General features: G+C 65.7%; 24 protein-coding genes. 5 read left to right on the top strand and 19 right to left on the bottom strand.

The window, feature by feature from the left end; genetic code table 11:
- Positions 1-65 precede the first annotated feature (65 nt).
- The 3 genes from B7D75_RS17170 to anr all read right to left on the bottom strand — a co-directional run bounded on the left by B7D75_RS17170 (position 66) and on the right by anr (position 2,501).
- Positions 66-902, bottom strand: coding sequence for a metal-dependent hydrolase (locus B7D75_RS17170; RefSeq protein WP_003153687.1), 837 nt, complete (start codon positions 900-902; stop codon positions 66-68).
- 230 nt (positions 903-1,132) lie between these two features.
- A complete protein-coding gene (locus B7D75_RS17165; protein ID WP_003153685.1) occupies positions 1,133-1,681 on the bottom strand; it encodes an adenine phosphoribosyltransferase in 549 nt (182 codons plus the stop codon).
- A gap of 85 nt (positions 1,682-1,766) precedes the next feature.
- Positions 1,767-2,501: a transcriptional regulator Anr gene (anr, locus tag B7D75_RS17160; RefSeq protein WP_003087262.1), complete on the bottom strand. Its 735-nt coding sequence runs from the start codon at positions 2,499-2,501 to the stop codon at positions 1,767-1,769.
- Between the two features lie 244 nt (positions 2,502-2,745).
- Between anr and B7D75_RS17155 the strand changes: the two genes are divergently transcribed.
- The gene (locus B7D75_RS17155) at positions 2,746-3,219 is read left to right on the top strand and encodes a hypothetical protein (protein WP_053817400.1); all 474 of its coding nucleotides are present in this window, start codon (positions 2,746-2,748) and stop codon (positions 3,217-3,219) included.
- Positions 3,220-3,267: 48 nt separating this feature from the next.
- Here the strand turns inward: B7D75_RS17155 and hemN are convergent, their stop codons facing one another.
- The 14 genes from hemN to ccoN (B7D75_RS17080) form a co-directional block, all read right to left on the bottom strand.
- Positions 3,268-4,650 (bottom strand): oxygen-independent coproporphyrinogen III oxidase, encoded by a 1,383-nt coding sequence (gene hemN, locus B7D75_RS17150; protein WP_003153682.1) that lies wholly within the window; start codon positions 4,648-4,650, stop codon positions 3,268-3,270.
- Between the two features lie 127 nt (positions 4,651-4,777).
- Positions 4,778-5,461, bottom strand: coding sequence for a sulfite exporter TauE/SafE family protein (locus B7D75_RS17145; protein ID WP_012076353.1), 684 nt, complete (start codon positions 5,459-5,461; stop codon positions 4,778-4,780).
- Positions 5,454-5,663: a cbb3-type cytochrome oxidase assembly protein CcoS gene (ccoS, locus tag B7D75_RS17140; RefSeq protein WP_003153678.1), complete on the bottom strand. Its 210-nt coding sequence runs from the start codon at positions 5,661-5,663 to the stop codon at positions 5,454-5,456. The genes B7D75_RS17145 and ccoS overlap by 8 nt, the downstream gene beginning before the upstream one ends.
- Entirely contained in the window at positions 5,642-8,077 is a 2,436-nt protein-coding gene (locus tag B7D75_RS17135; protein ID WP_053814148.1) for a heavy metal translocating P-type ATPase, read from the bottom strand. The genes ccoS and B7D75_RS17135 overlap by 22 nt, the downstream gene beginning before the upstream one ends.
- Positions 8,074-8,613: a FixH family protein gene (locus B7D75_RS17130; protein WP_003153676.1), complete on the bottom strand. Its 540-nt coding sequence runs from the start codon at positions 8,611-8,613 to the stop codon at positions 8,074-8,076. The genes B7D75_RS17135 and B7D75_RS17130 overlap by 4 nt, the downstream gene beginning before the upstream one ends.
- An 11-nt stretch (positions 8,614-8,624) precedes the next feature.
- Complete coding sequence (gene ccoG / locus B7D75_RS17125; protein ID WP_107114253.1) at positions 8,625-10,040, bottom strand: cytochrome c oxidase accessory protein CcoG; 1,416 nt, start codon at positions 10,038-10,040, stop codon at positions 8,625-8,627.
- Between the two features lie 220 nt (positions 10,041-10,260).
- On the bottom strand, positions 10,261-11,217 hold the full coding sequence (gene ccoP / locus B7D75_RS17115) for a cytochrome-c oxidase, cbb3-type subunit III (protein ID WP_034078749.1): 957 nt from the start codon (positions 11,215-11,217) through the stop codon (positions 10,261-10,263).
- Positions 11,214-11,399: a CcoQ/FixQ family Cbb3-type cytochrome c oxidase assembly chaperone gene (locus B7D75_RS17110; RefSeq protein WP_003087298.1), complete on the bottom strand. Its 186-nt coding sequence runs from the start codon at positions 11,397-11,399 to the stop codon at positions 11,214-11,216. The genes ccoP (B7D75_RS17115) and B7D75_RS17110 overlap by 4 nt, the downstream gene beginning before the upstream one ends.
- 5 nt (positions 11,400-11,404) lie before the next feature.
- Positions 11,405-12,016: a cytochrome-c oxidase, cbb3-type subunit II gene (gene ccoO / locus B7D75_RS17105; RefSeq protein ID WP_003087303.1), complete on the bottom strand. Its 612-nt coding sequence runs from the start codon at positions 12,014-12,016 to the stop codon at positions 11,405-11,407.
- A 14-nt stretch (positions 12,017-12,030) separates the two neighbouring features.
- The gene (gene ccoN / locus B7D75_RS17100) at positions 12,031-13,458 is read right to left on the bottom strand and encodes a cytochrome-c oxidase, cbb3-type subunit I (RefSeq protein ID WP_012076350.1); all 1,428 of its coding nucleotides are present in this window, start codon (positions 13,456-13,458) and stop codon (positions 12,031-12,033) included.
- Positions 13,459-13,822: 364 nt separating this feature from the next.
- Complete coding sequence (ccoP, locus tag B7D75_RS17095) at positions 13,823-14,749, bottom strand: cytochrome-c oxidase, cbb3-type subunit III (protein ID WP_012076349.1); 927 nt, start codon at positions 14,747-14,749, stop codon at positions 13,823-13,825.
- A complete protein-coding gene (locus B7D75_RS17090; RefSeq protein ID WP_003087314.1) occupies positions 14,746-14,931 on the bottom strand; it encodes a CcoQ/FixQ family Cbb3-type cytochrome c oxidase assembly chaperone in 186 nt (61 codons plus the stop codon). The genes ccoP (B7D75_RS17095) and B7D75_RS17090 overlap by 4 nt, the downstream gene beginning before the upstream one ends.
- A 5-nt stretch (positions 14,932-14,936) precedes the next feature.
- On the bottom strand, positions 14,937-15,545 hold the full coding sequence (gene ccoO / locus B7D75_RS17085) for a cytochrome-c oxidase, cbb3-type subunit II (RefSeq protein ID WP_003087318.1): 609 nt from the start codon (positions 15,543-15,545) through the stop codon (positions 14,937-14,939).
- A 10-nt stretch (positions 15,546-15,555) separates the two neighbouring features.
- A complete protein-coding gene (gene ccoN / locus B7D75_RS17080) occupies positions 15,556-16,983 on the bottom strand; it encodes a cytochrome-c oxidase, cbb3-type subunit I (RefSeq protein WP_003087322.1) in 1,428 nt (475 codons plus the stop codon).
- A 186-nt stretch (positions 16,984-17,169) separates the two neighbouring features.
- On the opposite strand from ccoN (B7D75_RS17080), the gene B7D75_RS17075 reads away from it, so the two are divergent.
- A complete protein-coding gene (locus B7D75_RS17075) occupies positions 17,170-17,802 on the top strand; it encodes an alpha/beta hydrolase family protein (RefSeq protein ID WP_034078751.1) in 633 nt (210 codons plus the stop codon).
- Positions 17,803-17,891: 89 nt separating this feature from the next.
- A complete protein-coding gene (gene cprA / locus B7D75_RS17070) occupies positions 17,892-19,049 on the top strand; it encodes a cationic peptide resistance protein CprA (RefSeq protein ID WP_107114252.1) in 1,158 nt (385 codons plus the stop codon).
- A 37-nt stretch (positions 19,050-19,086) separates the two neighbouring features.
- On the opposite strand, the gene B7D75_RS17065 is transcribed toward cprA, so the two are convergent.
- Together B7D75_RS17065 and acnA are read right to left on the bottom strand one after the other, a co-directional pair.
- Positions 19,087-20,652 (bottom strand): methyl-accepting chemotaxis protein, encoded by a 1,566-nt coding sequence (locus B7D75_RS17065; protein ID WP_034078752.1) that lies wholly within the window; start codon positions 20,650-20,652, stop codon positions 19,087-19,089.
- Positions 20,653-21,020: 368 nt separating this feature from the next.
- On the bottom strand, positions 21,021-23,753 hold the full coding sequence (gene acnA, locus B7D75_RS17060) for an aconitate hydratase AcnA (RefSeq protein ID WP_034078753.1): 2,733 nt from the start codon (positions 23,751-23,753) through the stop codon (positions 21,021-21,023).
- A gap of 326 nt (positions 23,754-24,079) precedes the next feature.
- Here acnA and rlmM point away from each other — a divergent pair, with 326 nt between their 5' ends.
- Together rlmM and tusA are read left to right on the top strand one after the other, a co-directional pair.
- Complete coding sequence (gene rlmM / locus B7D75_RS17055; protein ID WP_034078754.1) at positions 24,080-25,138, top strand: 23S rRNA (cytidine(2498)-2'-O)-methyltransferase RlmM; 1,059 nt, start codon at positions 24,080-24,082, stop codon at positions 25,136-25,138.
- Between the two features lie 81 nt (positions 25,139-25,219).
- Positions 25,220-25,459, top strand: a complete 240-nt coding sequence (gene tusA / locus B7D75_RS17050; RefSeq protein ID WP_003157379.1) for a sulfurtransferase TusA — start codon at positions 25,220-25,222, stop codon at positions 25,457-25,459.
- Positions 25,460-25,486 lie beyond the last annotated feature (27 nt).

The raw sequence follows: 25,486 nt of genomic DNA, 5'->3' as shown, positions 1-25,486 counted from the left end.
TTACACCATGCAAAACGCCAGGCAGGGCCTGGCGTCGATAGGAGGGGCAATGACGTGACGAGGCTTCAATCGGCGAAGGCCAGCTTGTCCTTCCAGTATTTTTCCAGCCTGGCGGTATCGTGGTCGCTCGGGTGGAAGCCCGGGCGGTAGTAGTCCAGGTAGGGCAACAGCAATTGCGTGAAGAAGCCTCTGCGCAGGCCGAAGAGAGTGCCCAGGCCGTGCTTCCAGGAGCGCCAGTTGGACAACTGGCGATCCTTGCGCAGCAGGTCGAGCTGGAACCAGCCGATGACACCGAAGAACATCAGGGTGGTCAGCATCATCACCAGGATGCGGGTGAAGTAGCCGCCGTAGACCGTCTGGTAGACGTCGTACGCGACGTTCTTGTGCTCGTTCTCCTCGATGGCGTGCCACATCCACAGCTTGTACATCTTCGGCGACTGCATCTGCACGGTCAGGTCCTCGCGCTTGAGCAATTGCGCGGCCATGGTCGCGGTGAAATGTTCCAGGGCGCAGGTGATCGCCAACTGGTGTTTCTTCGTGGTGACCTTGCTGACGTTTTCCAGCAGCACCTTGATCCGCAGTTCGAGGCACTCCAGGTCGACCCCGTGTTCCTCGGCGTATTCGTTGTAGGCGGCATGTTCCTTGGAATGCATGGCTTCCTGGCCGATGAAGGCGCTGACGTCCTTCTTCAGTTGCGGGTCCTCCAGGCGGTCGCGCACGGCGCGCACGCTATCGACGAAGAACTTTTCGCCGTAGGGGAACAGTGAGGACAGGTTGTTCATGAACTGGGTCATGAACGGCTGCCCGTCCCACCAGTACTTCGGAGTTTCGCTGAAGCTGAAATCCATCCGTCGCACGGGAAAATTGGCGCGAACCGTAGAGGTGGTGCTGCTGGCAGTCATGGCTAACTCCTTTGTTGTTCTGGGGAGCGAGCGCCGGGTTTCCGGGCCTCCCTATGGCGAGTTCGCTATAACACCTCTGAATGTGTCATTAGCTGATGTAATTATTTGCAGGACTGTCCAACAAGGGGAGGTCATTCACGGCCATTTCCAGGTCGAAAATGGCCAAGGCGCTGGGCGCCAGACGGAAGATAGGGTCTGGGCGAGGCGGGGCGCGGACGCGCCCCGCAGGCTCATCGTTCGTCGAGGGCGAACGCGGTGAGGCTGAAGGTGGCGATGCCGGCGTCTTGCAGGCGGGTGGAACCGCCGAGTTCCGGCAGGTCGATGATGGCGGCGGCTTCGAAGACCCTGGCGCCCAGGCGGCGTACCAGGCTGGCGGCCGCCAGCAGGGTGCCGCCGGTGGCGATGAGATCGTCGAAGATCAGCACGCTGTCGCCTTCGCAGAGACTGTCGGCGTGCACTTCGAGGAAGGCCTCGCCGTATTCAGTCTGGTAGGCCTCGGCGAGCACGTCGGCGGGTAGCTTGCCCTGCTTGCGGAACAGGATCAGCGGCTTGTTCAGGGCATAGGCAACGGCCGAACCGATCAGGAAGCCGCGGGCGTCCATGGCGCCGATATGGCTGAAGTCTGCTTCGATGTAGCGCTGGACGAAGCTGTCCACGGTCATGCGCAGCGCGCGTGGCGACTGGAACAGCGGGGTGATGTCGCGGAACACCACGCCGGCCTTGGGAAAGTCCGGCACGGCGCGAATCTGCGACTTGAGGGTGAACTCGTCGAAAATCATGGCGGATCCTGGGGTGGGGCTCTTTCAGGCTCCATCATACAACGGGCCCGCACCGAGGCGGGCCCGTCGCGAGATCGGGCGGGGCTCAGCCTTCCAGCTGGCCACCGGCGAGGGCGCACAGTTCGATGGAGTCGAGGATGTGCACTTCCTTGCCTTCCGCGCTGATCAGGCCGTTCTGCTGGAAGCGGGTGAAGACCCGCGACACGGTTTCCACGGCCAGGCCGAGGTAGTTGCCGATCTCGTTGCGCGACATGGCCAGGCGGAACTGCTGGGCGGAGAAACCGCGGGCGCGGAAACGCGCCGACAGGTTGACCAGGAAGGTAGCGATGCGCTCGTCGGCGGTCTTCTTCGACAGCAGCAGCATCATCTGCTGGTCGTCGCGAATCTCCCGGCTCATCAGACGCATCAGCTGGCGACGCAACTGCGGCAGTTGCTCGGAGAGTTCGTCCAGGCGCTCGAAGGGAATCTCGCAGACCGAGGTGGTTTCCAGTGCCTGCGCCGATACCGGGTAGGTCTCGGTATCCATGCCGGACAGGCCGACCAGTTCGCTGGGCAGGTGGAAGCCGGTGATCTGTTCTTCGCCGGCATCGGTGATGCTGAAGGTTTTCAGGGCGCCGGAGCGCACGGCAAAGACCGAACCGAAAGGATCGCCCTGGCGGAACAGGAATTCGCCTTTCTTGAGGGGACGACCGCGCTTGACGATCTCGTCCAGCGAATCCATGTCTTCCACGGTCAGCGACAGAGGGAGGCACAGCGGGGCCAGACTGCAATCCTTGCAGTGTGCTTGGGGCAGTGCGCGCACCTTGATGGTTTCGGCCATTGAGGGGTCCTTGCTAGGTTAAAGGCACAACAGGAGTAAGGGTAACGCAGGTGCGATGCGGGTGCCAGCCGTAGGGCTGGCAACGACCATTTCTGACAGGGCTGGGGCTTTTCCAATCAGTGACTTGCGGCATATCTCTGCGACTACCGGCCGCACTCTGTCAAGAACGGGTGAAGGAGCGCTCAAGTTCAGGTCGCGAAGGCCGATTTAACGGAAGAGTTGTGTTTTTCTCGGAGGGACAGCAATGCTCACGCTCAGCGGATGGCTCACCACACAGGTACCCCCGGCGTCGCGGCCGGCGACGGAGGGCAGGCTGGCGCGCGCGGAAGGCGCTGCTGGTGAGCCGCCGGAAAGCCAGGCGTCCGCCGAGGGCGCGTCCGAGCGGCATGTACGGATTTCCCAGGCCGGGCGGGAACTGGCCGCCACCCGGGGCGTCCCGCCGGAGGATGACGACGAGGATATTCCGCAGGAACTGCGGCCGATGGTGAAAATGATCCGCGAGCTGAAGCAGAAGATCGAGGAGAAGCTCAAGGAGTTGCAGGAGGCCATGGGCTCGTCCGATCCGGACGTCAGGCAGAATCGCCTGCCGGCCCTGCAGAAGGAGCTGCAGCAGCTCAACTCGGCCCTGCAGACGGCCACCGCCGCGCTGGCCAAGGCCATCAAGGAAATGGGCCTCAGCGATCCGGCGCTGATCATGAAGATGTTGGGGGGGCGCTAGAAGGGCTGGGGATTCGCCGCCCTGCCGTGCGGGCGGGGCGGCGTGCTGTCAGATCACCCGGGAGAAGCGCTGGCGGTTGACGTTGGGCAGGTAGCGGTCGAACAGCATGCAGATCGAGCGCACCAGCAGGCGGCCGGAGGAGGTGATGTCGATACCCTTGGCGTCCAGGCGGATCAGGCCGTCGGCGGCGAAGCGCTCGAGGTCCGGCCAGAGTTCGGCGAAGTAGCTGCGGAAATCGATGCCGAACTCCATCTCGATGTCGGCGAAGGCCAGCTCGAAATGGCAGATCAGCTGCTGGATCACCGCGCGCCGCACCCGGTCGTCGCTGTTGCAGTGCAAGCCGCGACGAATCGCCAGCTGACCGTTGTCGAGGCTGGCCTGGTAGTCGTTGATGTCACTGCTGTTCTGGCTGTAGAGATCGCCGATCTGGCTGATCGCCGAGACTCCCAGCCCCACCAGGTCGCAATGGCCGTGGGTGGTGTAGCCCTGGAAGTTGCGCTGCAGGGTGCCGTCCTCCTGGGCGCTGGCCAGTTCGTCGTCAGGCAGGGCGAAGTGGTCCATGCCGATGTAGCGGTAGCCCGCCGCGGTGAGCTGCTCGGTGGTGCGCTGGAGCATCTCCAGCTTGTGCCCCGGGCTCGGCAGCTCGTCGGCGTTGATCCGTCGCTGCGGCATGAAGCGTTCGGGCAGGTGCGCGTAGTTGAACACCGAGAGGCGGTCCGGTTGCAGGGCGAGCACTTCGTCGACGGTACGGGCGAAGCTGTCCGGGGTCTGCTTCGGCAGGCCGTAGATCAGGTCCAGGTTGATCGAGCGGTATTGCAGGGTGCGCGCGGCCTCGACGATGGTGCGTGTCTCCTCCGGGGTCTGCATGCGGTTGACCGCCTTCTGCACTTCCATGTCGAAGTCCTGCACGCCGAGGCTGACGCGGTTGAAACCGAGCTCGCGGAGCAGGCCCATGGTCGACCAGTCGGCCTCGCGCGGGTCGATCTCGATGCCGTAGTCGCCCGAGTCGTCGTCCAGCAGGTTGAGGTGCGTGCGCAGCTGCGACATGAGTTCGCGCAACTGGCCGGGGCTGAGGAAGGTCGGGGTGCCGCCGCCGAAGTGCAGTTGTTCGACCACCTGCTCGCGGGAGAGGTGGCGGCTGACGATCTCGATCTCGCGGACCAGGCGCGCGAGATACGGCGCGCTGCGCCCGCGATCCTTGGTGATCACCTTGTTGCAGGCGCAGTAGTAGCAGATGTTGGCGCAGAACGGGATGTGCACGTAGAGCGACAGGGGGTGTCCGGCCTTCCGGCTGTCGCGCAGGGCGTGCAACTGGTCGAACGGGCCGATGCCTTCGTGGAACTGCACGGCGGTCGGGTAGGAGGTGTAACGCGGGCCGGAAAGGTCGTAGCGCCGAATCAGGTCAGCGTCCCAGCGAATGGTGTCGAGCATGCCAGAGATCCCCAGTTGGCGAGCTTTAGTCGGGAAGTCTAGGGATTGCGCCGGGAAAGCCTGTTGATTTGTATCAAGCGGGTGAATGTGTACAGGATGTGTCGCCGCATGTTGGGACTTGCGTCCATCAATGCCCCATCAGCCAGGCCTGGTGCGGGCCGGGCAGGGTCCAGAGGCCGAAGAGAATGACCATCAGGCCGCCCACGATGCGTACGCCTCGACGGCGCAGCAGGGCGGTCAGGCGCTCGGCGGCCATGCCGGTGGCCAGCAGCACCGGCCAGGTGCCGAGGCCGAACGCCAGCATCAGCAGCGCGCTGTCCAGCGCCGAGCCCTGGCTGGTGGCCCAGAGCAGCGTGCTGTAGACCAGCCCGCAGGGCAACCAGCCCCAGATCGCGCCGAGCAGCAGGGCTCGCGGCAGGCTCGAGACCGGCAGCAGGCGGCGGGCGAAGGGTTCCAGATGGCGCCAGAGGCCGCGACCGAGCGCCTCGACGCGGGTCAGTCCGCTCCACCAGCCGGCCAGGTAGAGGCCCATGGCGACCAGCAGCAACCCGGCGACGACCCGTAGCGCGCCGGCGAACGGGGTTCGCGTCACGGCCCAGCCGGCCAGGCCGAGCAGCAGGCCGGCGCAGGCATAGCTGAGGATGCGACCGAGGTTGTAGGCCAGCAGCAGGCGCAGCCGACGGCCGCGCTGTTCGGCGGGAATGGCCAGGGTCAGGGCGCCCATCAGGCCGCCGCACATGCCCAGGCAGTGGCCTCCGCCGAGCAGGCCGAGGATCAGCGCGGAAACCAGCAGTGGCGCCAGTTCAGCCACGCGGTTGGTCCTCGGGTTTCGATGGCTTCTCCGCCTCGTCGACGCCGGCCTGGTGCTTCGGGTCCTCGTCGTCGAAGAGGATGCTGTGGGCGGGGCCGTCGAGATCGTCGTACTGGCCGCTGTCCACCGCCCAGAAGAACACGTAGATGGCGATGGCGACGATGACGATCGCGACGGGGATCAGGATGTAGAGCGCGGCCATACGGACCTCGGCGAAGGGGTTCGGGTCAGGCGCAGGGCGTTGACCACCACCAGCAGCGAACTGACCGACATGCCGATCGCCGCCCAGCCCGGGGTGATCCAGCCGAGCGCGGCGAAGGGCAGCACCAGGCCATTGTACAGGCTGGCCCAGGCCAGGTTCTCGATGATGATGTGACGGGTGCGGCGCGCCAGCCGGAAGGCCTGTACCAGGCTGTCCAGGCGATTGGACAGGAGTACCGCGTCGGCACTGGTCTTGGCCAGGTCGGTGGCGCTGCCCATGGCGACGCTGATGTCGGCGCCGGCGAGCACCGGTACGTCGTTGACGCCATCGCCCAGCATCAGGACCCGGCGGCCTTCCTCGTGCAGGCGTCTGAGCATCGCCAGCTTGTCGTCCGGGGTCAGGCCGCCATGGGCTTCGTCGATGCCCAACTCGGCGGCGACGCTGGCGACCATCGGCGAAGCGTCGCCGGATAGCAGCAAGGTGCGCCAGCCGCGGGCCTTGCAGGCGGCGAGCAGGGCGGGGGCGTCGCCGCGCAGGCGGTCGTCGAGACCGAACCAGGCCAGCGGACCCTGTTCGTCGCCGAGCAGCAGCCACTGCCCGGAGTCGCCGGGCATCGCCGGTATGGCGCCGGCGCTGAGCTCGCTGACGAACGCGGCCTGGCCGATGCGCAGGCGGCGGCCTTCGACCAGGCCTTCGAGGCCCAGCCCAGGGTGGCTCTCGACGCTCTCGGCAGCCTCCGGGGCGCGGCCGAAGGCGCGGGCGATGGGGTGTTCGGAACGGTTCTCGAGGGCGGCGGCGAGCGCCAGGCAGCGATCCGCATCGAGATCGCGCAGGGGTTGCACCTGCTTGAGCGTCAGGCGGCCTTCGGTGAGGGTGCCGGTCTTGTCGAAGATCACCGTGTCGATGTGGTTCAACCCTTCCAGCACATGCCCGCGGGTGATCAGCAGGCCGAGCTTGTGCAGGCTGCCGGTAGCGGCGGTGAGAGCGGTGGGCGTGGCCAGGGACAGCGCGCACGGGCAGGTGGCGACCAGCAGCGAAAGCACCACCCAGAAGGCGCGCTGGTGGTCGACCTGCCACCACAGCGCGCCGACGATGGCCGCCACCAGCAGGACGATCAGCAGGAACCACTGCGCCACCTTGTCGGCCAGTTCCGCCAGGCGCGGCTTGTCCGCCTGGGCGCGTTCCAGCAGGCGGACGATGGCGGACAGGCGGCTGTCGTCGCCGAGGGCGGCGACCTCGACGGTCAGCGGGCCTTCGACATTGAGAGTGCCGCCGGTGACCGTGTCGCCGGCCTGGCGCGGGCGGGGCAGGTACTCGCCGGTGAGCAGCGATTCGTCGACGCTGGACTGGCCGTCGAGGATCACCCCGTCGGCCGGCAGCACGGCGCCCGGTGGCACCAGGATGCGATCGCCGATGCGCAGCTCGCGGAGCAGGATGCGTTCGCTCTGGTTGGCGGCGTCCAGGCGCAGGCAGGACGCCGGCAGCAAGTTGACCAGTTGCGCGGTGGAGGCGGCGGTGCGTTCCCGCGCGCGGCGTTCGAGGTAGCGCCCGGCGAGCAGGAACAGGGCGAACATGCCGACCGCGTCGAAATACAGTTCGCCCTGGCCGGTGACCGTCGACCAGATACCGGCGACATAGGCGCCGCCGATGGCCAGGGACACCGAGACGTCCATGGTCAGGTGGCGGGTGCGCAGGTCGCGCAGGGCGCCGCGGAAGAACTGTCCGCAGCAGTAGAAGACGATCGGCGTGGTGAGGATCAGGCTGACCCAGCGCAGGATGCGGTCCATGCCGGCGGAAAGGTCGAGGTTGAATTCCGGCCAGGTCGCCATCACCGCCATCATCACCTGGATCCACAGCAGCCCGGCGACCCCGAGCTGGCGCAGGGCGCGACGGTTCTCCACGGCCAGTTGCTCGGCCGCGCGATCCGGCTGGTAGGGATGGCCGGCGTAGCCGATCTGGCGCAGTTCGCCAAGCAACTGGCTGAGCGGCAGCTGGCTGTCCTGCCAGCGCACGTGCAGGCGATGGTTGGACAGGTTGAGCCGCGCTTCGGCGACGGCGGGTAACTGGCGCAGGTGCTTTTCGATCAGCCAGCCACAGGCGGCGCAACTGATGCCCTCGATGATCAGGCTGGTTTCGGCCAGCTCGCCCGCGTGCTGGACGAAGCCGCCCTGGACGTCCGGACGGTCGTAGAGCTGCAACTCCTCGCTGAGCGCCTTGGGCAGCGCCTCGGGGTTGGCGGCATTCTCGCTGCGGTGCCGGTAGTAGCCTTCCAGGCCGCCGGCGACGATGGCCTCGGCCACCGCCTGGCAGCCCGGACAGCACATGGCCCGCGTCTCGCCGAGCACGCGGGCCTCGAAGCGGCTGCCGGCGGGAACCGGCAGGCCGCAGTGGTAGCAGGGCAGGGGGGCGCTCATGGGCGCTTCGCTTCTGCTCCCTGGAGCGGCTCGTCGCCCAGCTCCATGACCACGGTCGGCGATACCACCTCTTCCTCGAACAGGCGCCACTGGCCGCTGCCTTCCTGGCCGAGCAGCTCGACGAAGCGGCGACCCTCGACGGCGTCGGTCAGCTGGCCGACGTAGCGGTCGCGCTCGGAAGCGCTGCGCAGCAGTTCGACGCGGCGGTCCTTCTCCGGCTGGGTCGGCGAGATCAGGTTGAGGGTGAGCTGCTCCGGGCGGCTGTTGCCGGTCAGGCGCACTTCGACTTCGCCGGTCAGGTCGTCGACCTTGACCTTGGCGTGCACCTGCAGGCGCACGGCCAGGTTCTCGCGTTCGAGGGAGCGGTTGATGCCCTTGCCGGCCTCGTAGTAGTTGTCGGTGACCAGGGTGTCCTGGTTGCGCACCGCGATGGTGACCAGGCTCAGCCCGAGCACCACCGAGGTCGCCAGGAGGGCCACGATGAACCAGGCCCAGAAGTGTTTGTACCAGGGTTGAGGGTGGGTCTCGGACTGCATGCTCAAGTTACTCAACGGGTGCGTGGGCCAATGAAGCGACTCTTCGCTTCTTTATGGATGCTCGGGTCGTCGGCCGACTCGATGGTGAAGACGATCTCGTTGGTGGTGGAAGGCAGCCTCTCCGGGTCGATGGACAGTTCCATCGGCAGGTTGAGGATGTCGCCCGCCGCCACCTTCAGCTCGCGCCGGCCCTCCAGGGTCAGGCCTTCGAGGCCCTTGGCGCCGAGGATGTAGGTGTGGTCCTGCTGATCCTTGTTCATGATCTTCAGGCTGTACACATTCTCGATGCGGCCGAGTTCGTTCTCGCGGTAGAGCACGCGGTCCTTGCTGACGTCGAAGCCGACCAGCGGACGCAGGATCACCGCGGTGATCAGGGCGGAGATCATCAGCACCAGGGCGATGGCGTAGCCGATCAGGCGCGGCCGGGCCAGGTGGGTCTTCTGGCCATTGAGGTTGTGCTCGGTGGTGTAGCTGATCAGCCCTTTCGGGTAGTTCATCTTCTCCATGATGCTGTCGCAGGCGTCGATGCACGCGGCGCAGCCGATGCATTCGATCTGCAGGCCGTCGCGGATGTCGATGCCGGTCGGGCAGACCTGCACGCACATGGTGCAGTCGATGCAGTCGCCCAGGCCCTGGGCCTTGTAATCCAGCGACTTCTTGCGCGGGCCGCGTTTCTCGCCGCGACGCGGGTCATAGGAGACGATCAGGGTGTCCTTGTCGAACATCACGCTCTGGAAGCGCGCGTAGGGGCACATGTAGATGCACACCTGCTCGCGCAGCCAGCCGGCGTTGCCGTAGGTGGCGAGCGTGAAGAAGCCGACCCAGAAGTAGGCCCAGCCGTCGGCCTGGCCGGTCAGCAGCTCGGGGATCAGCTCGCGGATCGGCGAGAAGTAGCCGACGAAGGTCAGGCCGGTGACCAGGCCGATCAGCAGCCACAGGCTGTGCTTGGCGGTCTTGCGCAGCAGCTTGTTGCCGCTCATCGGGGCCTTGTCCAGCTTGATGCGCTGGTTGCGGTCGCCTTCGGTGACCTTCTCGCACCACATGAAGATCCAGGTCCACACGCTCTGCGGGCAGGTGTAGCCGCACCAGACGCGGCCGGCGAAGACGGTGATGAAGAACAGGCCGAAGGCGCAGACGATCAGCAGCCAGGACAGCAGCATGAAGTCCTGCGGCCAGAAAGTGGCGCCGAAGATGTAGAACTTGCGCTCGGGAAGGTCCCACCAGACGGCCTGGCGGCCGCTCCAGTTGAGCCAGACGGTACCGAAGTAGAGGAGGAAGAGCGCCGCACCACCCACCATGCGCAGTCGGCGGAAGATACCGGTGAAGGCTCGGGTGTAGATCTTCTCGCGCTTGGCGTAGAGATCGTTGTCATTGGTGTCGCCCTTGGCAGGCGGGGTGACGTCTTGAACGGGAATCTGTTTGCTCATCAGTGCGTACCACGGCAGTGGGGGGCGCCCGGCCGGTACATGCCGACAGGGTCAGAAAATAGTTGCACGCCTACTGATTATACGCCTGATCTAGCAGGCTTTTTGCGGTAACTGTGCGACTTTTGGTCGCGTATTGTCCCATCCGCACTGTTCTTTTGCACAAAATAAAACGGCGCCGGGGTTGCCGGCGCCGTTTCGGATCGCGGGGGGAGGGGAACGCTTACTCGGCGCTCTTCTCGCCATGCGACAGGCTGTACACGTAGGCGGCCAGCAGATGCACCTTGTCGTTGCCCAGATGCTCCTGCTGCGCCGGCATCACGCCCTGGCGACCGTAGCGGATGGTCTGCTGCAGTTGCGCGAAGCTGGAGCCGTAGATGAACGCGCCCGGGTGGGTCAGGTCGGGAGCGCCCATCGCCGCGGTGCCCTTGCCTTCCGGCCCGTGGCAGGCGACGCAGGTGGTGGCGAAGACCTGCTTGCCGGCCTCGATGTCGGCCTTGGCGCCTTCCGGCAGCTTGCGGCCGTCCATCTGGGTGAGGACGTAGGCGGCGACGTTCTTCACGCCTTCCTCGCCGATCACCTCGCCCCAGGCCGGCATGGCGGCGTGGCGGCCGGCCATGATGGTGGTCTTGATGGTTTCCGGCTCGCCGCCCCAGCGCCAGTCGGCGTCGGTCAGGTTGGGGAAGCCGTAGGCGCCCTTGGCATCGGAGCCATGGCAGATCGAGCAGTTGGAGGCGAACAGGCGACCGCCCATTTTCACCGCCTGCGGATCCTTGGCGACTTCCTCGATGGGCATCGCGGCAAACTTGGCGAAGATCGGGCCGTACTTCTCGTCGGCCTTGGCCATTTCCTTTTCCCACTGGTGGACGCCGGTCCAGCCTTTTTCCTTGTCGGCGAACTCGTCGGCGGACTGGTAGCCCGGCATCAGGCCTTTCCAGGTGCCCAGGCCCGGGTACAGGGCCAGGTAGCCGACGGCGAATACCAGGGTGCCGACGAACAGCATGAACCACCACTTCGGCAGCGGGTTGTCGTACTCCTCGATGCCGTCGTAGGAGTGGCCCACGGTCTCGTCGGTGGTGCTGCTGCGCTGGCCCTTGCGGGTGGCGAAGATCAGCCAGGTCAGCGCCAGCAGGGTGCCGAGGGTAAGAGCTGTAATGTACAGACTCCAGAAGGTCGTCATTCTTTGTTACTCCTAGAAGCTTGCTCGACGTGCTTTTTGGCTTCGGGGTCGTCTGCGAAGGGCAGCATCGTCGCTTCGTCGAAGCTCTTCTTGCGCTTGCCGCTGTAGGCCCAGATCACCAGGCCGATGAAGGCGACCATGATCACCACGGTGCCCAGTCCACGCAGAGTCCCGATATCCATCACACTCACCGTTTGCTCTTGATAGAGGTTCCCAGGCCTTGAAGGAACGCCACCAGGGCGTCCATCTCGGTCTTGCCCTTCACGGCTTCACGTGCACCGGCGATGTCCTCGTCGGTGTAAGGCACGCCCAGCTTGCGCAGGACTTCCATCTTGGTGGCGGTGTCCTTGCCATCAAGCTTGTTCTCTACCAGCCACGGGTAGGCAGGCATCTTCGACTCGGGCACCACGTTGCGCGGGTTGTACAGGTGCGCGCGGTGCCAGTCGTCGGAGTAACGGCCGCCGACGCGGGCCAGGTCCGGGCCGGTACGCTTGGAACCCCACAGGAACGGGTGGTCCCAGACGCTCTCACCGGCGACCGAGTAGTGGCCGTAGCGTTCGGTTTCGGCACGGAACGGACGGACCATCTGCGAGTGGCAGCCGACGCAGCCTTCGCGGATGTAGATGTCGCGGCCTTCCAGTTCCAGGGCGGTGCGCGGCTTCATGCCTTCGACCGGGGTATTGGTCACGTCCTGGAAGAACAGCGGCACGATCTGGGTCAGGCCGCCGATGCTGACGGCGATCACCATGAAGATGGCCAGCAGGCCGACGTTCTTCTCGAGTATTTCGTGGTTCTTCATTTACGTCGGGCTCCTCAGGCGATCTGCGCGGCGGCTTCGTATTCGGCCGGCTTGGCCGCACGCACGGTGCGCCAGGTGTTGTAGGCCATCAGCAGCATGCCGGTGAGGAAGAAGCCACCGCCGATCATGCGCACGATGAAGCCCGGGTGGCTTGCGACCAGTGCTTCAACGAAGGAGTAGGTCAGCGTGCCGTCCTCGTTGACCGCACGCCACATCAGGCCCTGGGTGATGCCGTTGACCCACATCGAGGCGATGTACAGCACGGTGCCGATGGTGGCCAGCCAGAAGTGCGCGTTGATCAGGCCGATGCTGTGCATCTGCGGACGGCCGAAGACTTTCGGGATCAGGTGGTAGAGCGAGCCGATGGAGATCATCGCCACCCAGCCGAGGGCGCCGGCATGGACGTGGCCGATGGTCCAGTCGGTGTAGTGGGAGAGGGCGTTGACGGTCTTGATCGCCATCATCGGGCCTTCGAAGGTGGACATGCCGTAGAAGGCCAGGGACACCACCAGGAAGCGCAGGATCGGGTCGGTACGCAGCTTATGCCAGGCGCCGGAGAGGGTCATCATGCCGTTGATCATGCCGCCCCAGCTCGGCGCCAGGAGGATCAGCGACATCACCATGCCCAGCGACTGCGCCCAGTCCGGCAGCGCGGTGTAGTGCAGGTGGTGCGGGCCGGCCCAGATGTACAGGGAGATCAGCGCCCAGAAGTGGACGATGGACAGCCGGTAGGAATAGACCGGACGCTCGGCCTGCTTGGGCACGAAGTAGTACATCATGCCGAGGAAGCCGGTGGTCAGGAAGAAGCCCACGGCGTTGTGGCCGTACCACCACTGGACCATGGCATCGGTGGCGCCGGAGTAGGCCGAGTAGGACTTGAACCAGCTGACCGGCAGCGACATGTGGTTGACGATGTGCAGCATCGCCGTCACCAGGATGAAGGCACCGTAGAACCAGTTGCCCACATAGATGTGCTTGACCTTGCGCTTGACGATGGTGCCGAAGAACACGATCGCGTAGGTGATCCAGACGATCGCCAGGAGGATGGCCAGCGGCCATTCCAGTTCGGCGTATTCCTTGGAGGTGGTGAAACCCTGCGGCAGGGTCAGCACGGCGCCCACGATCACGGCCTGCCAACCCCAGAAGGTGAAGGACGCCAGCGTGTCTGAAATCAGTCGGGCTTGCGAGGTACGTTGCACCACGTAGTACGACGTGGCGAAGAGGGCACACCCACCGAAGGCGAAGATCACCGCGTTGGTGTGCAGGGGGCGAAGGCGGCCGAAGCTCGTCCACGGCAGGTCGAAGTTCAATTCGGGCCATACCAGTTGGGCGGCGATCAGGACACCGAGACCCATTCCAATGACCCCCCAGACCACCGTCATAACGGCGAACTGGCGGACCACCTTATAGTTATAAGCAGTCTGACTGATTGCTGTGCTCATGCTAGGGGTTCCACGGTTAATGGACTTTTTTAGGGACAAAAAATCGGCGGCAAGTATGGAGAAAGCGGGTGGGCATTGCAACGCGCCAGGCCAGGGGCGGCGCCAGTTTGATGCCTGCTTCGAAGCGCTTTCCAAGGCGGCCGGATGGCTTTTTGGCGCTATCCGGTCGAGTGGGTTCGACCGGTGAAGTTAGGTGTCCCGTCGCTCTGCCGGAGAGAGACGAATGCAGAGCAGCTTAGACGCGATTGAAATGGATGGGTAGGAAAGGCGCCCGCTGCTGCGACACTTCGTCGCGCCGCCTGGGACTAAGGTCTGAGACCGGAGGAGGGACCCGCGCCCGGAAGGGCGCGGGTGGGGGGAGGGGTCAGTTGGCGCCCTGGTTGTGCGACAGGTTGTAGATGTAGGCGGCCAGGATGTGCACCTTTTCCTTGCCCAGGTAGGGTTCCTGGGCCGGCATCTGGCCCTGGCGGCCGTGGCGGATGGTCTGTTGCAGCTGGGCGTAGCTGGAGCCGTAGATGAACGCGCCGGGGTTGGTCAGGTTCGGCGCGCCGACCAGGGCGGTACCCTTGCCTTCCGGGCCGTGGCAGGCGACGCAGTTGACCGAGAAGATCTGCCTGCCGGCCTCGACGTCGGCCTTGGTGCCTTCCGGCAGCTTCAGTCCGGCGAGCTCGGTGCGGACGTAGGCGGCGACGTTCTTCACCCCGTCCTCGCCGAGGATATCGCCCCAGGCCGCCATGATCGCGTGGCGACCGCCGAGGATGGTGGTCTCGATGCTCTGCGGGTCACCGCCCCAGCGCCACTCGTTGTCGGCCAGGTTGGGGAAGCCGAGGGCGCCCTTGGCGTCGGAACCGTGGCAGATCGAGCAGTAGGTGGCGAACATGCGGCTGCCCATCTTCATGGCGTGCTCGTCCTTGGCCACTTCCTCGATGGGCATGGCGGCGTACTTGGCGAAGATCGGCCCGTATTTCTCCTGGGCGATGTTCATCTCGCGTTCCCACTGCTTGTCCTGGGTCCAGCCGCCCTCGTAGCCCGGCAGCACGCCTTTCCAGTTGCCCAGGCCCGGGTACAGGACCAGGTAGCCGACGGAGAAGACGATGGTGCCGATGTACAGCATGAACCACCACTTCGGCAGCGGGTTGTCGTACTCCTCGATGCCATCGTAGGAGTGGCCCATGGTTTTTTCGGTGGTTCCCTTGGCCTCGCCCTTGCGGGTGGCGAAGACCAGCCAGAGCAGGGCGATCAAGGTACCGACGGTAAGAGCTGTGATGTACAGACTCCAGAAGGTGGTCATTCTTTGTTACTCCTAGAAGCTTGCTCGACGTGCTTTTTGGCTTCGGGATCGTCTGCGAAGGGCAGCATCGTCGCTTCGTCGAAGCTCTTCTTGCGTTTGCCGCTGTAGGCCCAGATCACCAGACCGATGAAGGCGACCATGATCAGCAGCGTGCCGAGTCCTCGCAGCGTCCCGATATCCATTGCCGTCACCGTTTGTTCTTGATCGAGGTGCCGAGCACCTGCAGGTAGGCGACCACGGCGTCCATCTCGGTCTTGCCTTTCAGCGAGTCCTTGGCGCCCTTGATGTCTTCGTCGGTATAGGGCACGCCGAGGGTGCGCATCACTTCGAGCTTCTTCTCGATGTCCTTGCCGTCGAGCTTGTTCTCCACCAGCCACGGGTAGGCCGGCATCTTCGACTCGGGCACCACGTTGCGCGGGTTGAACAGGTGCGCGCGGTGCCAGTCGTCGGAGTAGCGGCTACCGACGCGGGCCAGGTCCGGGCCGGTCCGCTTGGAACCCCACAGGAACGGGTGGTCCCAGACGCTCTCGCCGGCCACCGAGTAGTGGCCGTAGCGCTCGGTCTCGGCGCGGAACGGACGGATCATCTGCGAGTGGCAGCCGACGCAGCCTTCGCGGATGTAGATGTCGCGGCCTTCCAGTTGCAGCGCGGTATAGGGCTTCATGCCTTCGACCGGGGTGTTGGTCACGTCCTGGAAGAACAGGGGCACGATCTGGGTCAGGCCGCCGATGCTCACGGCCACGGCCATGCACAGCGCCAGCAGGCCGACATTCTTCTCGAGTATTTCGTGTTTCATGCTCGGCTCCTCAGGCGATCTGTGCGGCGGCTTCGTATTCGGCCGGCTTGGCGGCACTTACGGTGCGCCAGGTGTTGTAGGCCATCAGGAACATGCCGAGCAGGAAGATGAAGCCGCCGAGCATGCGCACGATGAAGCCGGGGTGGCCGGCGGCCAGCGCTTCGACGAAGGAATAGGTCAGCGTGCCGTCCTCGTTGACCGCACGCCACATCAGGCCCTGGGTGATGCCGTTGACCCACATCGAGGCGATGTACAGCACGGTGCCGATGGTGGCCAGCCAGAAGTGCGCGTTGATCAGGCCCAGGCTGTACATCTTCTCGCGGCCGAAGACCTTCGGGATCAGGTGGTAGAGCGAGCCGATGGAAACCATGGCGACCCAGCCGAGGGCGCCGGCGTGAACGTGGCCGATGGTCCAGTCGGTGTAGTGGGAGAGGGCGTTGACGGTCTTGATCGCCATCATCGGGCCTTCGAAGGTGGACATGCCGTAGAAGGCCAGGGAGACCACCAGGAAGCGCAGGATCGGATCGCTGCGCAGCTTATGCCAGGCGCCGGAGAGGGTCATCATGCCGTTGATCATGCCGCCCCAGCTCGGCGCCAGGAGGATCAGCGACATCACCATGCCCAGCGACTGCGCCCAGTCCGGCAGCGCGGTGTAGTGCAGGTGGTGCGGGCCGGCCCAGATGTACACGGCGATCAGCGCCCAGAAGTGGACGATGGACAGGCGGTAGGAGTAGACCGGACGCTCGGCTTGCTTGGGCACGAAGTAGTACATCATGCCGAGGAAGCCGGCGGTGAGGAAGAAGCCCACCGCGTTGTGGCCGTACCACCACTGGACCATGGCATCGGTGGCGCCGGCGTACAGCGAGTAGGATTTGGTGAAGGTCACCGGCAGCTCGAGGTTGTTCACCACATGGAGCATGGCGACGGTGAGGATGAACCCGCCGAAGAACCAGTTGCCCACATAGATGTGCTTGACCTTGCGCTTGACCAGGGTGCCGAAGAACACCACCGCGTAGGCGACCCAGACCACGGTGATGAGGATGTCGATCGGCCATTCCAGCTCGGCGTACTCCTTGGAGGAGGTGTAGCCCAGCGGCAGGCTGATGGCGGCCAGCAGGATCACCAGTTGCCAGCCCCAGAAGGTGAAGGAGGCGAGGGTGTCGGAGAACAGCCGCACCTGGCAGGTGCGCTGCACCGCGTAGTAGCTGGTGGCGAACAGTGCGCAACCGCCGAAGGCGAAGATCACCGCGTTGGTGTGCAGCGGGCGCAGGCGGCCGAAGCTCGTCCACGGCAAGCCGAAGTTCAGGTCGGGCCACACCAGCTGGGCGGCGATCAGGACACCGACGGTCATGCCGACGATGCCCCAGACCACGGTCATGATGGCGAATTGGCGGACCACCTTGTAGTTATAGGCGGACTCTGGGTTAGTGGTGCTCATGCTATGGGCTTCCATCCACGGTTATACGCTATGGCTTTTCCGGCAGTTGGGATGCCGGGCGTCCCCCCATTGGGGCTGGTCTAATTGGCGTAATTAGCGAGAGGAAGCATGGATAATGGGCCGTTATGAAATATTGATCGGGATCAATTGGCTTCCCGGCCCCGACTGGATAGGAGGTGTGGCAAGTTGTCGCTGAAATGGAACCGTCCGGCCGACGCGCTGTCGGCCACCCTGATTCTCGCCCATGGCGCCGGCGCGCCGATGGACAGCCCGTTCATGGAGCGCATCGCCGAACTGCTCGCCGGGCAGGGCATCGCCGTGGCGCGCTTCGAGTTTCCCTACATGGCCCAGCGCCGCGAGGACGGTCGCAAGCGTCCGCCGAACCCGCAGGCGCAGTTGCTCGACTGCTGGCGGCGGGTCCATGCGCAGGTCCGCGAGGCGGTGGAGGGGCCGCTGGCCCTGGGCGGCAAGTCGATGGGCGGGCGCATGGCCAGCCTGCTGGCCGACGAGTTGGGCGCGGATGCCCTGGTCTGCCTCGGCTACCCGTTCTACGCCGCCGGCAAGCCGGAGAAGCCGCGGGTCGCGCACCTCGCCGGGCTGCGCACGCCGACCCTGATCGTCCAGGGCGAGCGCGACGCCCTGGGCAACCGCGAGGCGGTGGCGGGCTACGCGCTGGCGCCGGCGATCCGCCTGCACTGGCTGGCCGCGGCGGACCACGACCTCAAGCCGCTGAAGGCCTCCGGCCTTACCCACGAGCAGCACCTGGCGGCAACGGCGCGGGAGGTGGCCGGCTTCCTTCGCGGGCTCCAGGGCCATTAACGGTTCCTTAAGGCATCCCCTCATAAGCTGCGGCGCAACCACCCTCGCATCGAGGGTGGGCGATCCGGACTTCTCTGAGGGGGGAAGATATGAACATGCATGCCGACGGTGAGCAGATCACCGCTACCGATACCCGCGAACGCATCCTGCTGACCGGCGCCACCGGCTTCCTCGGCGGCTCGGTCGCCGCCCGGCTGATCGCCGACGGACACGGTGCCAACCTGTCCTTCCTGGTTCGTGCCGAGTCCCGCCAGCAGGGGCTCGAACGCCTGCGCGGCAACCTGCTGATGCATGGCGTCGCCGAGGTCGACTACATGGCCCTGGGCACGGACCAGATCATCTGCGGCGATTTCCTCGACACTTCCTGGCTGGCCCGCGAGACCCTGCGCCTGATGCAGGTCGAACGGGTGATCAATTGTGCCGCGGTGGCCTCGTTCTCGAAGAACCCGACCATCTGGCCGGTCAATGTCGACGGTACTTTCGCTTTCGCCGAGGTTCTCAGCCGCTCCAAGCGGCTGAAACGTTTCCTCCATGTCGGCACCGCGATGTGCTGCGGACCGCAGCGGCAGTCGCCGATCAGCGAGTCCTGGGAGTTCCCGGCGGCCGAGCAGCAACTGGTGGACTACACCGCGTCGAAGGCGGAGATCGAGCGGCGCATGCGCGAGGAGTTGCCGGGCCTGCCGCTGGTGGTGGCGCGACCGTCAATCGTGGTGGGCCATCGCACCCTCGGCTGCCAGGCTTCCGGCAGCATCTTCTGGGTGTTCCGCATGGGCTTCGCCCTGGAAAGCTTCACTTGCGGGCTCGAGGAACAGATCGACGTGATTCCGGTGGACTATTGCGCCGAAGCGCTGATCGGCCTGGCGCTGAAGCCGCGCCTGGGGCACAGCCTCTACCATATCTCCGCCGGCCATCACGCGGCCTGCACCTTCGGCGAGATCGACGAGGCCTTCGCCCGCGCCAACGGGGCGGCGCCGGTAGGCGAGCGCTATCGCAAGGTCGACGTGGACGACCTGAAGGAACTGGCGAAGAGCTTCGAGTCGCGCATCGGTCCGGCCAATCCGCGCCTGGTACTGCGCGCGCTGCGCCTGTACAGCGGCTTCGCCGACCTGAACTATCTGTTCGACAACAGTCGTCTGCTGGAGGAGGGGATCGCCCCGCCGCCCCGCTTTACCGACTATCTGGATGTCTGCGTGCAGTCGTCCAGCGCGGTGAGCATCCCGGCGCAGATGCAGTGGGACTTCAAGTGACGGCGAGCGCGGGGAGGCGCCTCCCCGCGCCCTGATCTCAGCGGTTGAAGCGCTCGACCAGGGAGTACTGGCTCTGCGCGGTGGTGGTCAGCTCCTCGCTCAGCTTCGCCGTGCGCAGCGCCTCGTCGGAGGTCTGCTCGGCCAGCGCGGCGATGGTGCTGATGTTGCGGTTGATCTCCTCGGCCACCGCGCTCTGCTCTTCCGCGGCGGCGGCGATCTGGGTGGTCATCTCGGTGATGTTGCCGACCGCTTCGCTGATCCCGACCAGCGCATGGTCGGCTTCCAGTACCCGCTGGACCCCGGCCTCGGCCTGCTGCAGGCCGTTTTCCATGGTATGCACCGCATCGTTGGCGGTGTTCTGCAGCTTGGCGATCAACTGGTGGATCTGCTCGGTGGAGGCAGCGGTGCGCTGCGCCAGCGAGCGCACCTCGTCGGCCACCACGGCGAAGCCGCGCCCCTGCTCTCCGGCCCGCGCGGCTTCGATGGCGGCATTGAGGGCGAGCAGGTTGGTCTGGTCGGCGATGCCCTTGATCACGTCGACCACGCCGCCGATCTCGTTGCTGTCCTGGGCCAGGCGGCTGACCGCGGCGCCGGTCTCGCCCACCGACTCCGACAGGCGCTGGATGGCGTTGCGCGTCTCCGCGGTGATGTCGCGGCCGCGCGAGGTCAGTTCGTTGGCCTTCTGCGTGGCGTCGGCGGTGAGCTGGACGTTGTTCGCCACTTCCTGGGTGGTGGCGGCCATCTCGTTGACCGCGGTGGCTACCTGCTCGGTCTCGGCGCGCTGCTGTTCCAGGCCGGCGGAACTGTGGTGAGCCAGGGTATCGGCCTGGCGCGCCTGCTCGGTCAGGTATTCGGCGGTGTCCTGCAGGCGCGTCAGGCAGGTCTTCAGGCGTGCGTCCTGGCTGAGGATGGCCATCTCCAGGCGCGCCTGGTCGCCGCGGCTGTCGGTGTACATCTGCGCGATCAGCGGGTCGGAGGTGGTCTGCTCGGCCAGCCGCATCAGGCGCTTCAGCCCGCGCTTCTGCCAGCGCAGTCCGGCCAGGCCGAGCGGAACGGCGAGCAGGCCGGCGAGGATGAAGCCCCACCAGGAGTTCAGCCGGATACCGATGAGGAAGCCGATCTGACTGATCAGGATGAACGGCAGCCAGTCGAGCAGTACCGGCAGCCAGCGGTCGCGCCGGGGGATCGCCGGCTTGCCCGCGCCGAGCCGGCGGTAGAGCGCCTCGGCGCGCTGGATCTGCTCGGCAGTCGGTTTCACCCGCACCGATTCGTAGCCGACGATCGCGCCACGCTCATAGATGGGCGTGACGTAGGCGCTGACCCAGTAGTGGTCGCCGTTCTTGCAGCGGTTCTTGACGATCCCCATCCATGGCCGTCCGGCCTTCAGGGTGTTCCACATGTGGGCGAACACCGCCGGCGGCACGTCGGGGTGACGGATCAGGTTGTGCGGCGAGGACATCAGCTCCTCGCGGCTGAAGCCGCTGATGTCGATGAAGGCTTCGTTGCAATAGGTGATGATGCCTTTGAGATTGGTCGTGGTGATCAGGCGCTGTTCCGCCGGATAGACGCGCTCGTGCTGGGTGATGGGCTGATTGTTGCGCATGGGCCTTCCAAACAAGTGAAGCATTTACCTCTGCATCGGCGAAAATGCCTTTCACATGAGGGATTTGTGAATGCTTTCACGCGGAAAAACAGATAGCTATTGACCCAAGGCATGAGACGCGACCGATCGGTCGGATAGGCGGCGGATTTGCTGATCGAGGTCAATGCGCTACGGCCTGGTGTCGTTGCCGGCGGCGCGCACGGGTCGGGGAGGGCCCGGGACGAACCGCCGCTGGGCGGTTCCGGTCCACCGGGGGCGGCGGATCGCGCCCGGGGCGCTATCCGTCCTTCGAAGGGCCGCGGCTGCCGGCGCGGGCAGGAAAAAGGGTGGCCGAAGCCACCCTTCTGTTCGCGCGGGTCGTCGTTGCCTCAGAGCATGCTGCGCAGCACGTAGTGGAGGATGCCGCCGGCCTTGAAGTACTCGACCTCGTTGAGGGTATCGATGCGGCAGAGGACCTTGAAGCTGTCCTGGCTGCCGTCCTCACGGGTCACTTCCACGCTGAGCGGCATGTGCGGCTTGAGTTCGCCGCCGAGGCCGCGGATGTTCAGCACTTCCTTGCCGGTCAGTTTCAGGTTCCTGCGGTCCTGGCCATCCTCGAACTGCAGCGGCAGCACGCCCATGCCCACCAGGTTGGAGCGGTGGATACGCTCGAAGCTCTCCGCGATCACCGCCTTGACCCCCAGCAAGTTGGTGCCCTTGGCCGCCCAGTCGCGCGACGACCCGGTGCCATACTCCTTGCCGGCGATGATCACCAGCGGGGTGCCGTCCTCCTGGTAACGCATGGCGGCGTCGTAGATCGCCAGTTTCTCGCCGCTGGGCACGTACAGGGTGTTGCCGCCTTCCTCGCCACCGAGCATCTCGTTCTTGATGCGGATGTTGGCGAAGGTGCCGCGCATCATCACCTCATGGTTGCCGCGACGGGAGCCGTAGGAATTGAAGTCCTTCGGTTCCACCCCGTGCTCGCGCAGGTAGCGGCCGGCCGGACTGTCGGCCTTGATGTTGCCGGCGGGGGAGATGTGGTCGGTGGTCACCGAGTCGCCCAGCACCGCCAGCACCCGGGCCTTCTCGATGTCGGCGATGGCCGGCGGCGCGTCTGCGATGTGCTCGAAGAACGGCGGATGCTGGATGTAGGTGGAGTCGGCCTGCCACTCGTAGGTGTCCGACTGCGGCACCTGGATCGCCTGCCATTTCTCGTCGCCGGCGAAGACCTCCGCGTATTCCTTGTGGAACATCTCGGTGTCGACCTTCCGGATCGCCTCGGCGATTTCCTTCTGGCTCGGCCAGATGTCCTTCAGGTACACCGGCTGGCCGTCCTTGCCGGTGCCCAGCGGCTCCTCGCCGAGGTTGATGCGCACGCTGCCGGCCAGGGCATAGGCCACCACCAGCGGCGGCGAGGCCAGCCAGTTGGTCTTCACCAGCGGGTGCACGCGGCCTTCGAAGTTGCGGTTGCCGGAGAGTACCGAGGCGACGGTCAGGTCGGCCTGCTGGATGGCCTTCTCGATCGGCTCCAGCAGCGGGCCGGAGTTGCCGATGCAGGTGGTGCAGCCGTAGCCGACCAGGTCGAAGCCGAGTTCGTCGAGGTAGCGGGTCAGGCCGGCGGCCTTGAAGTAGTCGGTGACCACCTTGGAACCCGGCGCCAGCGAGCTCTTCACCCAGGGCTTGCGTTGCAGGCCTTTCTCCACCGCCTTCTTCGCCAGCAGGCCGGCGGCCATCATCACGCTGGGGTTGGAGGTGTTGGTGCAGGAAGTGATGGCGGCGATCACCACCGCGCCGTTCTTCAGCCGGTGGGTCTGGCCTTCATGCTGGTAGTCGATCTCGCCGAAGGCGGCGTTGGCGCCGACCGCGGTGCCGCCGCCGCCCTCGCTGAGCAGTCGGCCTTCCTCGGTGCTGGACGGATGCAGCTGCAGGCCGAGGAACTCGTTGAAGGCGCTGGCGACGTTCTGCAGGGCCACGCGGTCCTGCGGGCGCTTCGGTCCGGCCAGGCTGGCCTCGACTTCGCCCATGTCCAGGTGCAGGGTGTCGGTGAACACCGGCTCGTGGCCCTTCTCGCGCCACAGGCCCTGTTCCTTGCTGTAGGCCTCGACCAGCTTGACCGTGCTTTCCGGGCGGCCGGACAGGCGCAGGTAGCCGAGGGTGATCTCGTCCACCGGGAAGAAACCGCAGGTGGCGCCGTATTCCGGGGCCATGTTGGCGATGGTGGCGCGGTCCGCCAGGGGCAGGTCGGCCAGGCCGTCGCCGTAGAACTCGACGAATTTCCCCACCACGCCTTTCTTGCGCAGCATCTGCGTGACCGTCAGCACCAGGTCGGTGGCGGTGATGCCCTCGCGCAGCTTGCCGGTGAGCTTGAAGCCGATGACCTCGGGGATCAGCATCGATACCGGCTGGCCGAGCATGGCGGCCTCCGCCTCGATGCCGCCGACACCCCAGCCGAGCACGCCGAGGCCGTTGATCATGGTGGTGTGGGAGTCGGTGCCGACCAGAGTGTCGGGGAAGGCGTAGGTCCTGCCATCCTCTTCCCGGGTCCAGACGGTGCGGCCCAGGTACTCCAGGTTGACCTGGTGGCAGATGCCGGTACCCGGCGGCACCACGCTGAAGTTGTCGAAGGCGTTCTGGCCCCAGCGCAGGAAAGCGTAGCGTTCGCCGTTGCGCTGCATCTCGATCTCGACGTTCTGTTCGAAGGCCGATTCGCTGGCGAACTTGTCGACCATCACCGAGTGGTCGATGACCAGGTCCACCGGCGACAGCGGGTTGATCTTCTGTGGGTCGCCGCCGGCCTTGGCCATGGCTGCACGCATGGCGGCCAGGTCGACCACCGCGGGAACCCCGGTGAAGTCCTGCATCAGGACCCGTGCCGGGCGGTACTGGATCTCGCGGTCGGAACGGCGCTCCTGGAGCCAGCCGGCGAGGGCCTTGAGGTCGTCGCCGGTGACGGTGCTGCCGTCCTCCCAGCGCAGGAGGTTTTCCAGCAGGACCTTCAGCGACATCGGCAGTTTGCCGAGATCGCCCAGGGTCCGGGCGGCTTCCGGGAGGCTGTAGTAGTGGTAGGTCTTGCCGTCCACAGCGAGACTGCGAAGGGTTTTCAGGCTGTCCAAAGCAGGCATTTCTGATTTCCTCACGGCGGGCCCGGGGGCGGCGGGCCTGGCCTCGTCCTGACGCCAGGCCCGTCGTCGAGCCGATAGTGCCTGGCTTCGCCCGGGACCCGCGGCGTCCGCGGACGCGAGGGTGCCGTTACCTCGGTAATGCGCGGTGGCCCGATCCCATCGGTACCGGCCGCTGGCGAGAGTCAGACTTTGGGATAGCGTTGTTCGAAACCTTCAAGCTAGACCGGCTCGAGGGCTCCTGCCATATACACTGGACCGACGAACGGTCGCAGCAGTTCCCTTGAGGCATGCCCGGCACTATAGTGCGCGGCCAAGGAGACAACCCCATGAATACCCTGTTGATGCACTGCCGGCCAGGCTTCGAAGGTGAAGTCTGCGCCGAAATCGCCGAGCATGCAGCCACTCTCGAGATTCCCGGCTACGCCAGGAGCAAGCCAGCCAGCGCCCATGTCGAGTTCGTCTGTCAGGACGTCGATGGCGCCGAGCGCCTGATGCGCCGCCTGCGCTTCGCCGAGCTGATCTTCCCGCGCCAGTGGGCGCGCGGCCCGGGCTTCATCGAATTGCCGGAAAGCCAGCGCATCGAGGTGCTGCTGGAGGAGCTGGCGAGCTATCCGGTCTGCGGCAGCCTCTGGCTGGAGGTGCTGGACACCAACGCCGGCAAGGAGGTCTCGACCTTCTGCCGCAAGTTCGAGAAACCGCTGCGCGCTGCGCTGGTCAAGGCCGGCCGGCTGCAGGAGGATCCGGCGCTGCCGCGCCTGCTGCTGACCTTCCGCTCCGGCCGGGAGGTCTTCGTCGGCCTCGCCGAGCCGCGCAACAGCGCGCTCTGGCCGATGGGCATCCCGCGCCTGAAGTTTCCCCGCGAGGCGCCGAGCCGTTCGACGCTGAAGCTGGAGGAAGCCTGGCACCAGTTCATCCCGCGCCAGGAATGGGACAAGCGCCTGGCGCCGGACATGCTCGCCGTCGACCTCGGCGCGGCGCCCGGCGGCTGGACCTGGCAACTGGTGAACCGGGAGATGCGGGTGACCGCCGTGGACAACGGACCGATGGCGGAAAACCTGATGTACTCCGGGCTGGTCGATCACCAGAAGGTCGACGGCTACCAGTACCGGCCGCGCCAGCGGGTCGACTGGATGGTCTGCGACATCGTCGAGAAGCCGGCGCGCACCGGCGCGCTGATCGAAACCTGGATCGGCGAGGGCCTGTGCCGCGAGGCGGTGGTCAATCTCAAGCTGCCGATGAAGCAGCGCTACGCCGAGGTGCGCAAGATCCTCCAGCGCCTGCGCGAGAGCTTCGACGCGCGCGGCCTGAAGGTGGCGATCGGCTGCAGGCAGCTGTATCACGACCGCGAGGAAGTGACCTGCCACCTGCGTCGCCTCGAACGCTGAGGGGCGGCCTTCCGGCCGGGGACAGGTGACCGGCCGCGCCGCATGCGCGACAATGCGCGGATTCTGTTGCGGAGTTTCCCGATGACCCACCCTGTCGACGCCATTCTCGACGCCACCGGCCTGAACTGCCCCGAACCGGTGATGATGCTGCACAACAAGGTCCGCGACCTGGCCCCCGGCGGCCTGCTCAAGGTGATCGCCACCGATCCCTCGACCCGTCGCGACATCCCCAAGTTCTGCGTATTCCTCGGCCACGAGCTGGTCGAGCAGCAGGAAGAGGCGGGCACCTATCTCTACTGGATCCGCAAGAAGGCCGACTAGGCCTTCCGCGGGCTCCACCCTTCCTTG

It is taken from the genome of Pseudomonas paraeruginosa (assembly GCF_003025345.2).
In the GTDB taxonomy this organism is placed as follows: domain Bacteria; phylum Pseudomonadota; class Gammaproteobacteria; order Pseudomonadales; family Pseudomonadaceae; genus Pseudomonas; species Pseudomonas paraeruginosa.
Note: the sequence above shows the minus strand (reverse complement) of the source record. Positions and strands in the feature narration are given on the sequence as shown.

Coding starts and splice junctions, on each gene's coding strand:
- B7D75_RS17135 (WP_053814148.1), bottom strand. CDS start 8,077: ATGAGCGCCCCCCTGCCCTGCTACCACTGCGGCCTGCCGGTTCCCGCC.
- ccoO (WP_003087318.1), bottom strand. CDS start 15,545: ATGAAACACGAAATACTCGAGAAGAATGTCGGCCTGCTGGCGCTGTGC.
- B7D75_RS17130 (WP_003153676.1), bottom strand. CDS start 8,613: ATGCAGTCCGAGACCCACCCTCAACCCTGGTACAAACACTTCTGGGCC.
- ccoS (WP_003153678.1), bottom strand. CDS start 5,663: ATGGCCGCGCTCTACATCCTGATCCCCGTCGCGATCGTCATCGTCGCC.
- ccoO (WP_003087303.1), bottom strand. CDS start 12,016: ATGAAGAACCACGAAATACTCGAGAAGAACGTCGGCCTGCTGGCCATC.
- B7D75_RS17090 (WP_003087314.1), bottom strand. CDS start 14,931: ATGGATATCGGGACGCTGCGAGGACTCGGCACGCTGCTGATCATGGTC.
- ccoP (WP_034078749.1), bottom strand. CDS start 11,217: ATGACGACCTTCTGGAGTCTGTACATTACAGCTCTTACCCTCGGCACC.
- B7D75_RS17165 (WP_003153685.1), bottom strand. CDS start 1,681: ATGATTTTCGACGAGTTCACCCTCAAGTCGCAGATTCGCGCCGTGCCG.
- acnA (WP_034078753.1), bottom strand. CDS start 23,753: ATGCCTGCTTTGGACAGCCTGAAAACCCTTCGCAGTCTCGCTGTGGAC.
- ccoP (WP_012076349.1), bottom strand. CDS start 14,749: ATGACCACCTTCTGGAGTCTGTACATCACAGCTCTTACCGTCGGTACC.
- B7D75_RS17170 (WP_003153687.1), bottom strand. CDS start 902: ATGACTGCCAGCAGCACCACCTCTACGGTTCGCGCCAATTTTCCCGTG.
- anr (WP_003087262.1), bottom strand. CDS start 2,501: ATGGCCGAAACCATCAAGGTGCGCGCACTGCCCCAAGCACACTGCAAG.
- tusA (WP_003157379.1), top strand. CDS start 25,220: ATGACCCACCCTGTCGACGCCATTCTCGACGCCACCGGCCTGAACTGC.
- B7D75_RS17155 (WP_053817400.1), top strand. CDS start 2,746: ATGCTCACGCTCAGCGGATGGCTCACCACACAGGTACCCCCGGCGTCG.
- rlmM (WP_034078754.1), top strand. CDS start 24,080: ATGAATACCCTGTTGATGCACTGCCGGCCAGGCTTCGAAGGTGAAGTC.
- B7D75_RS17065 (WP_034078752.1), bottom strand. CDS start 20,652: ATGCGCAACAATCAGCCCATCACCCAGCACGAGCGCGTCTATCCGGCG.
- ccoN (WP_012076350.1), bottom strand. CDS start 13,458: ATGAGCACAGCAATCAGTCAGACTGCTTATAACTATAAGGTGGTCCGC.
- ccoG (WP_107114253.1), bottom strand. CDS start 10,040: ATGAGCAAACAGATTCCCGTTCAAGACGTCACCCCGCCTGCCAAGGGC.
- cprA (WP_107114252.1), top strand. CDS start 17,892: ATGAACATGCATGCCGACGGTGAGCAGATCACCGCTACCGATACCCGC.
- ccoN (WP_003087322.1), bottom strand. CDS start 16,983: ATGAGCACCACTAACCCAGAGTCCGCCTATAACTACAAGGTGGTCCGC.
- hemN (WP_003153682.1), bottom strand. CDS start 4,650: ATGCTCGACACCATTCGCTGGGACGCTGACCTGATTCGGCGCTACGAC.
- B7D75_RS17110 (WP_003087298.1), bottom strand. CDS start 11,399: ATGGATATCGGGACTCTGCGTGGACTGGGCACCGTGGTGATCATGGTC.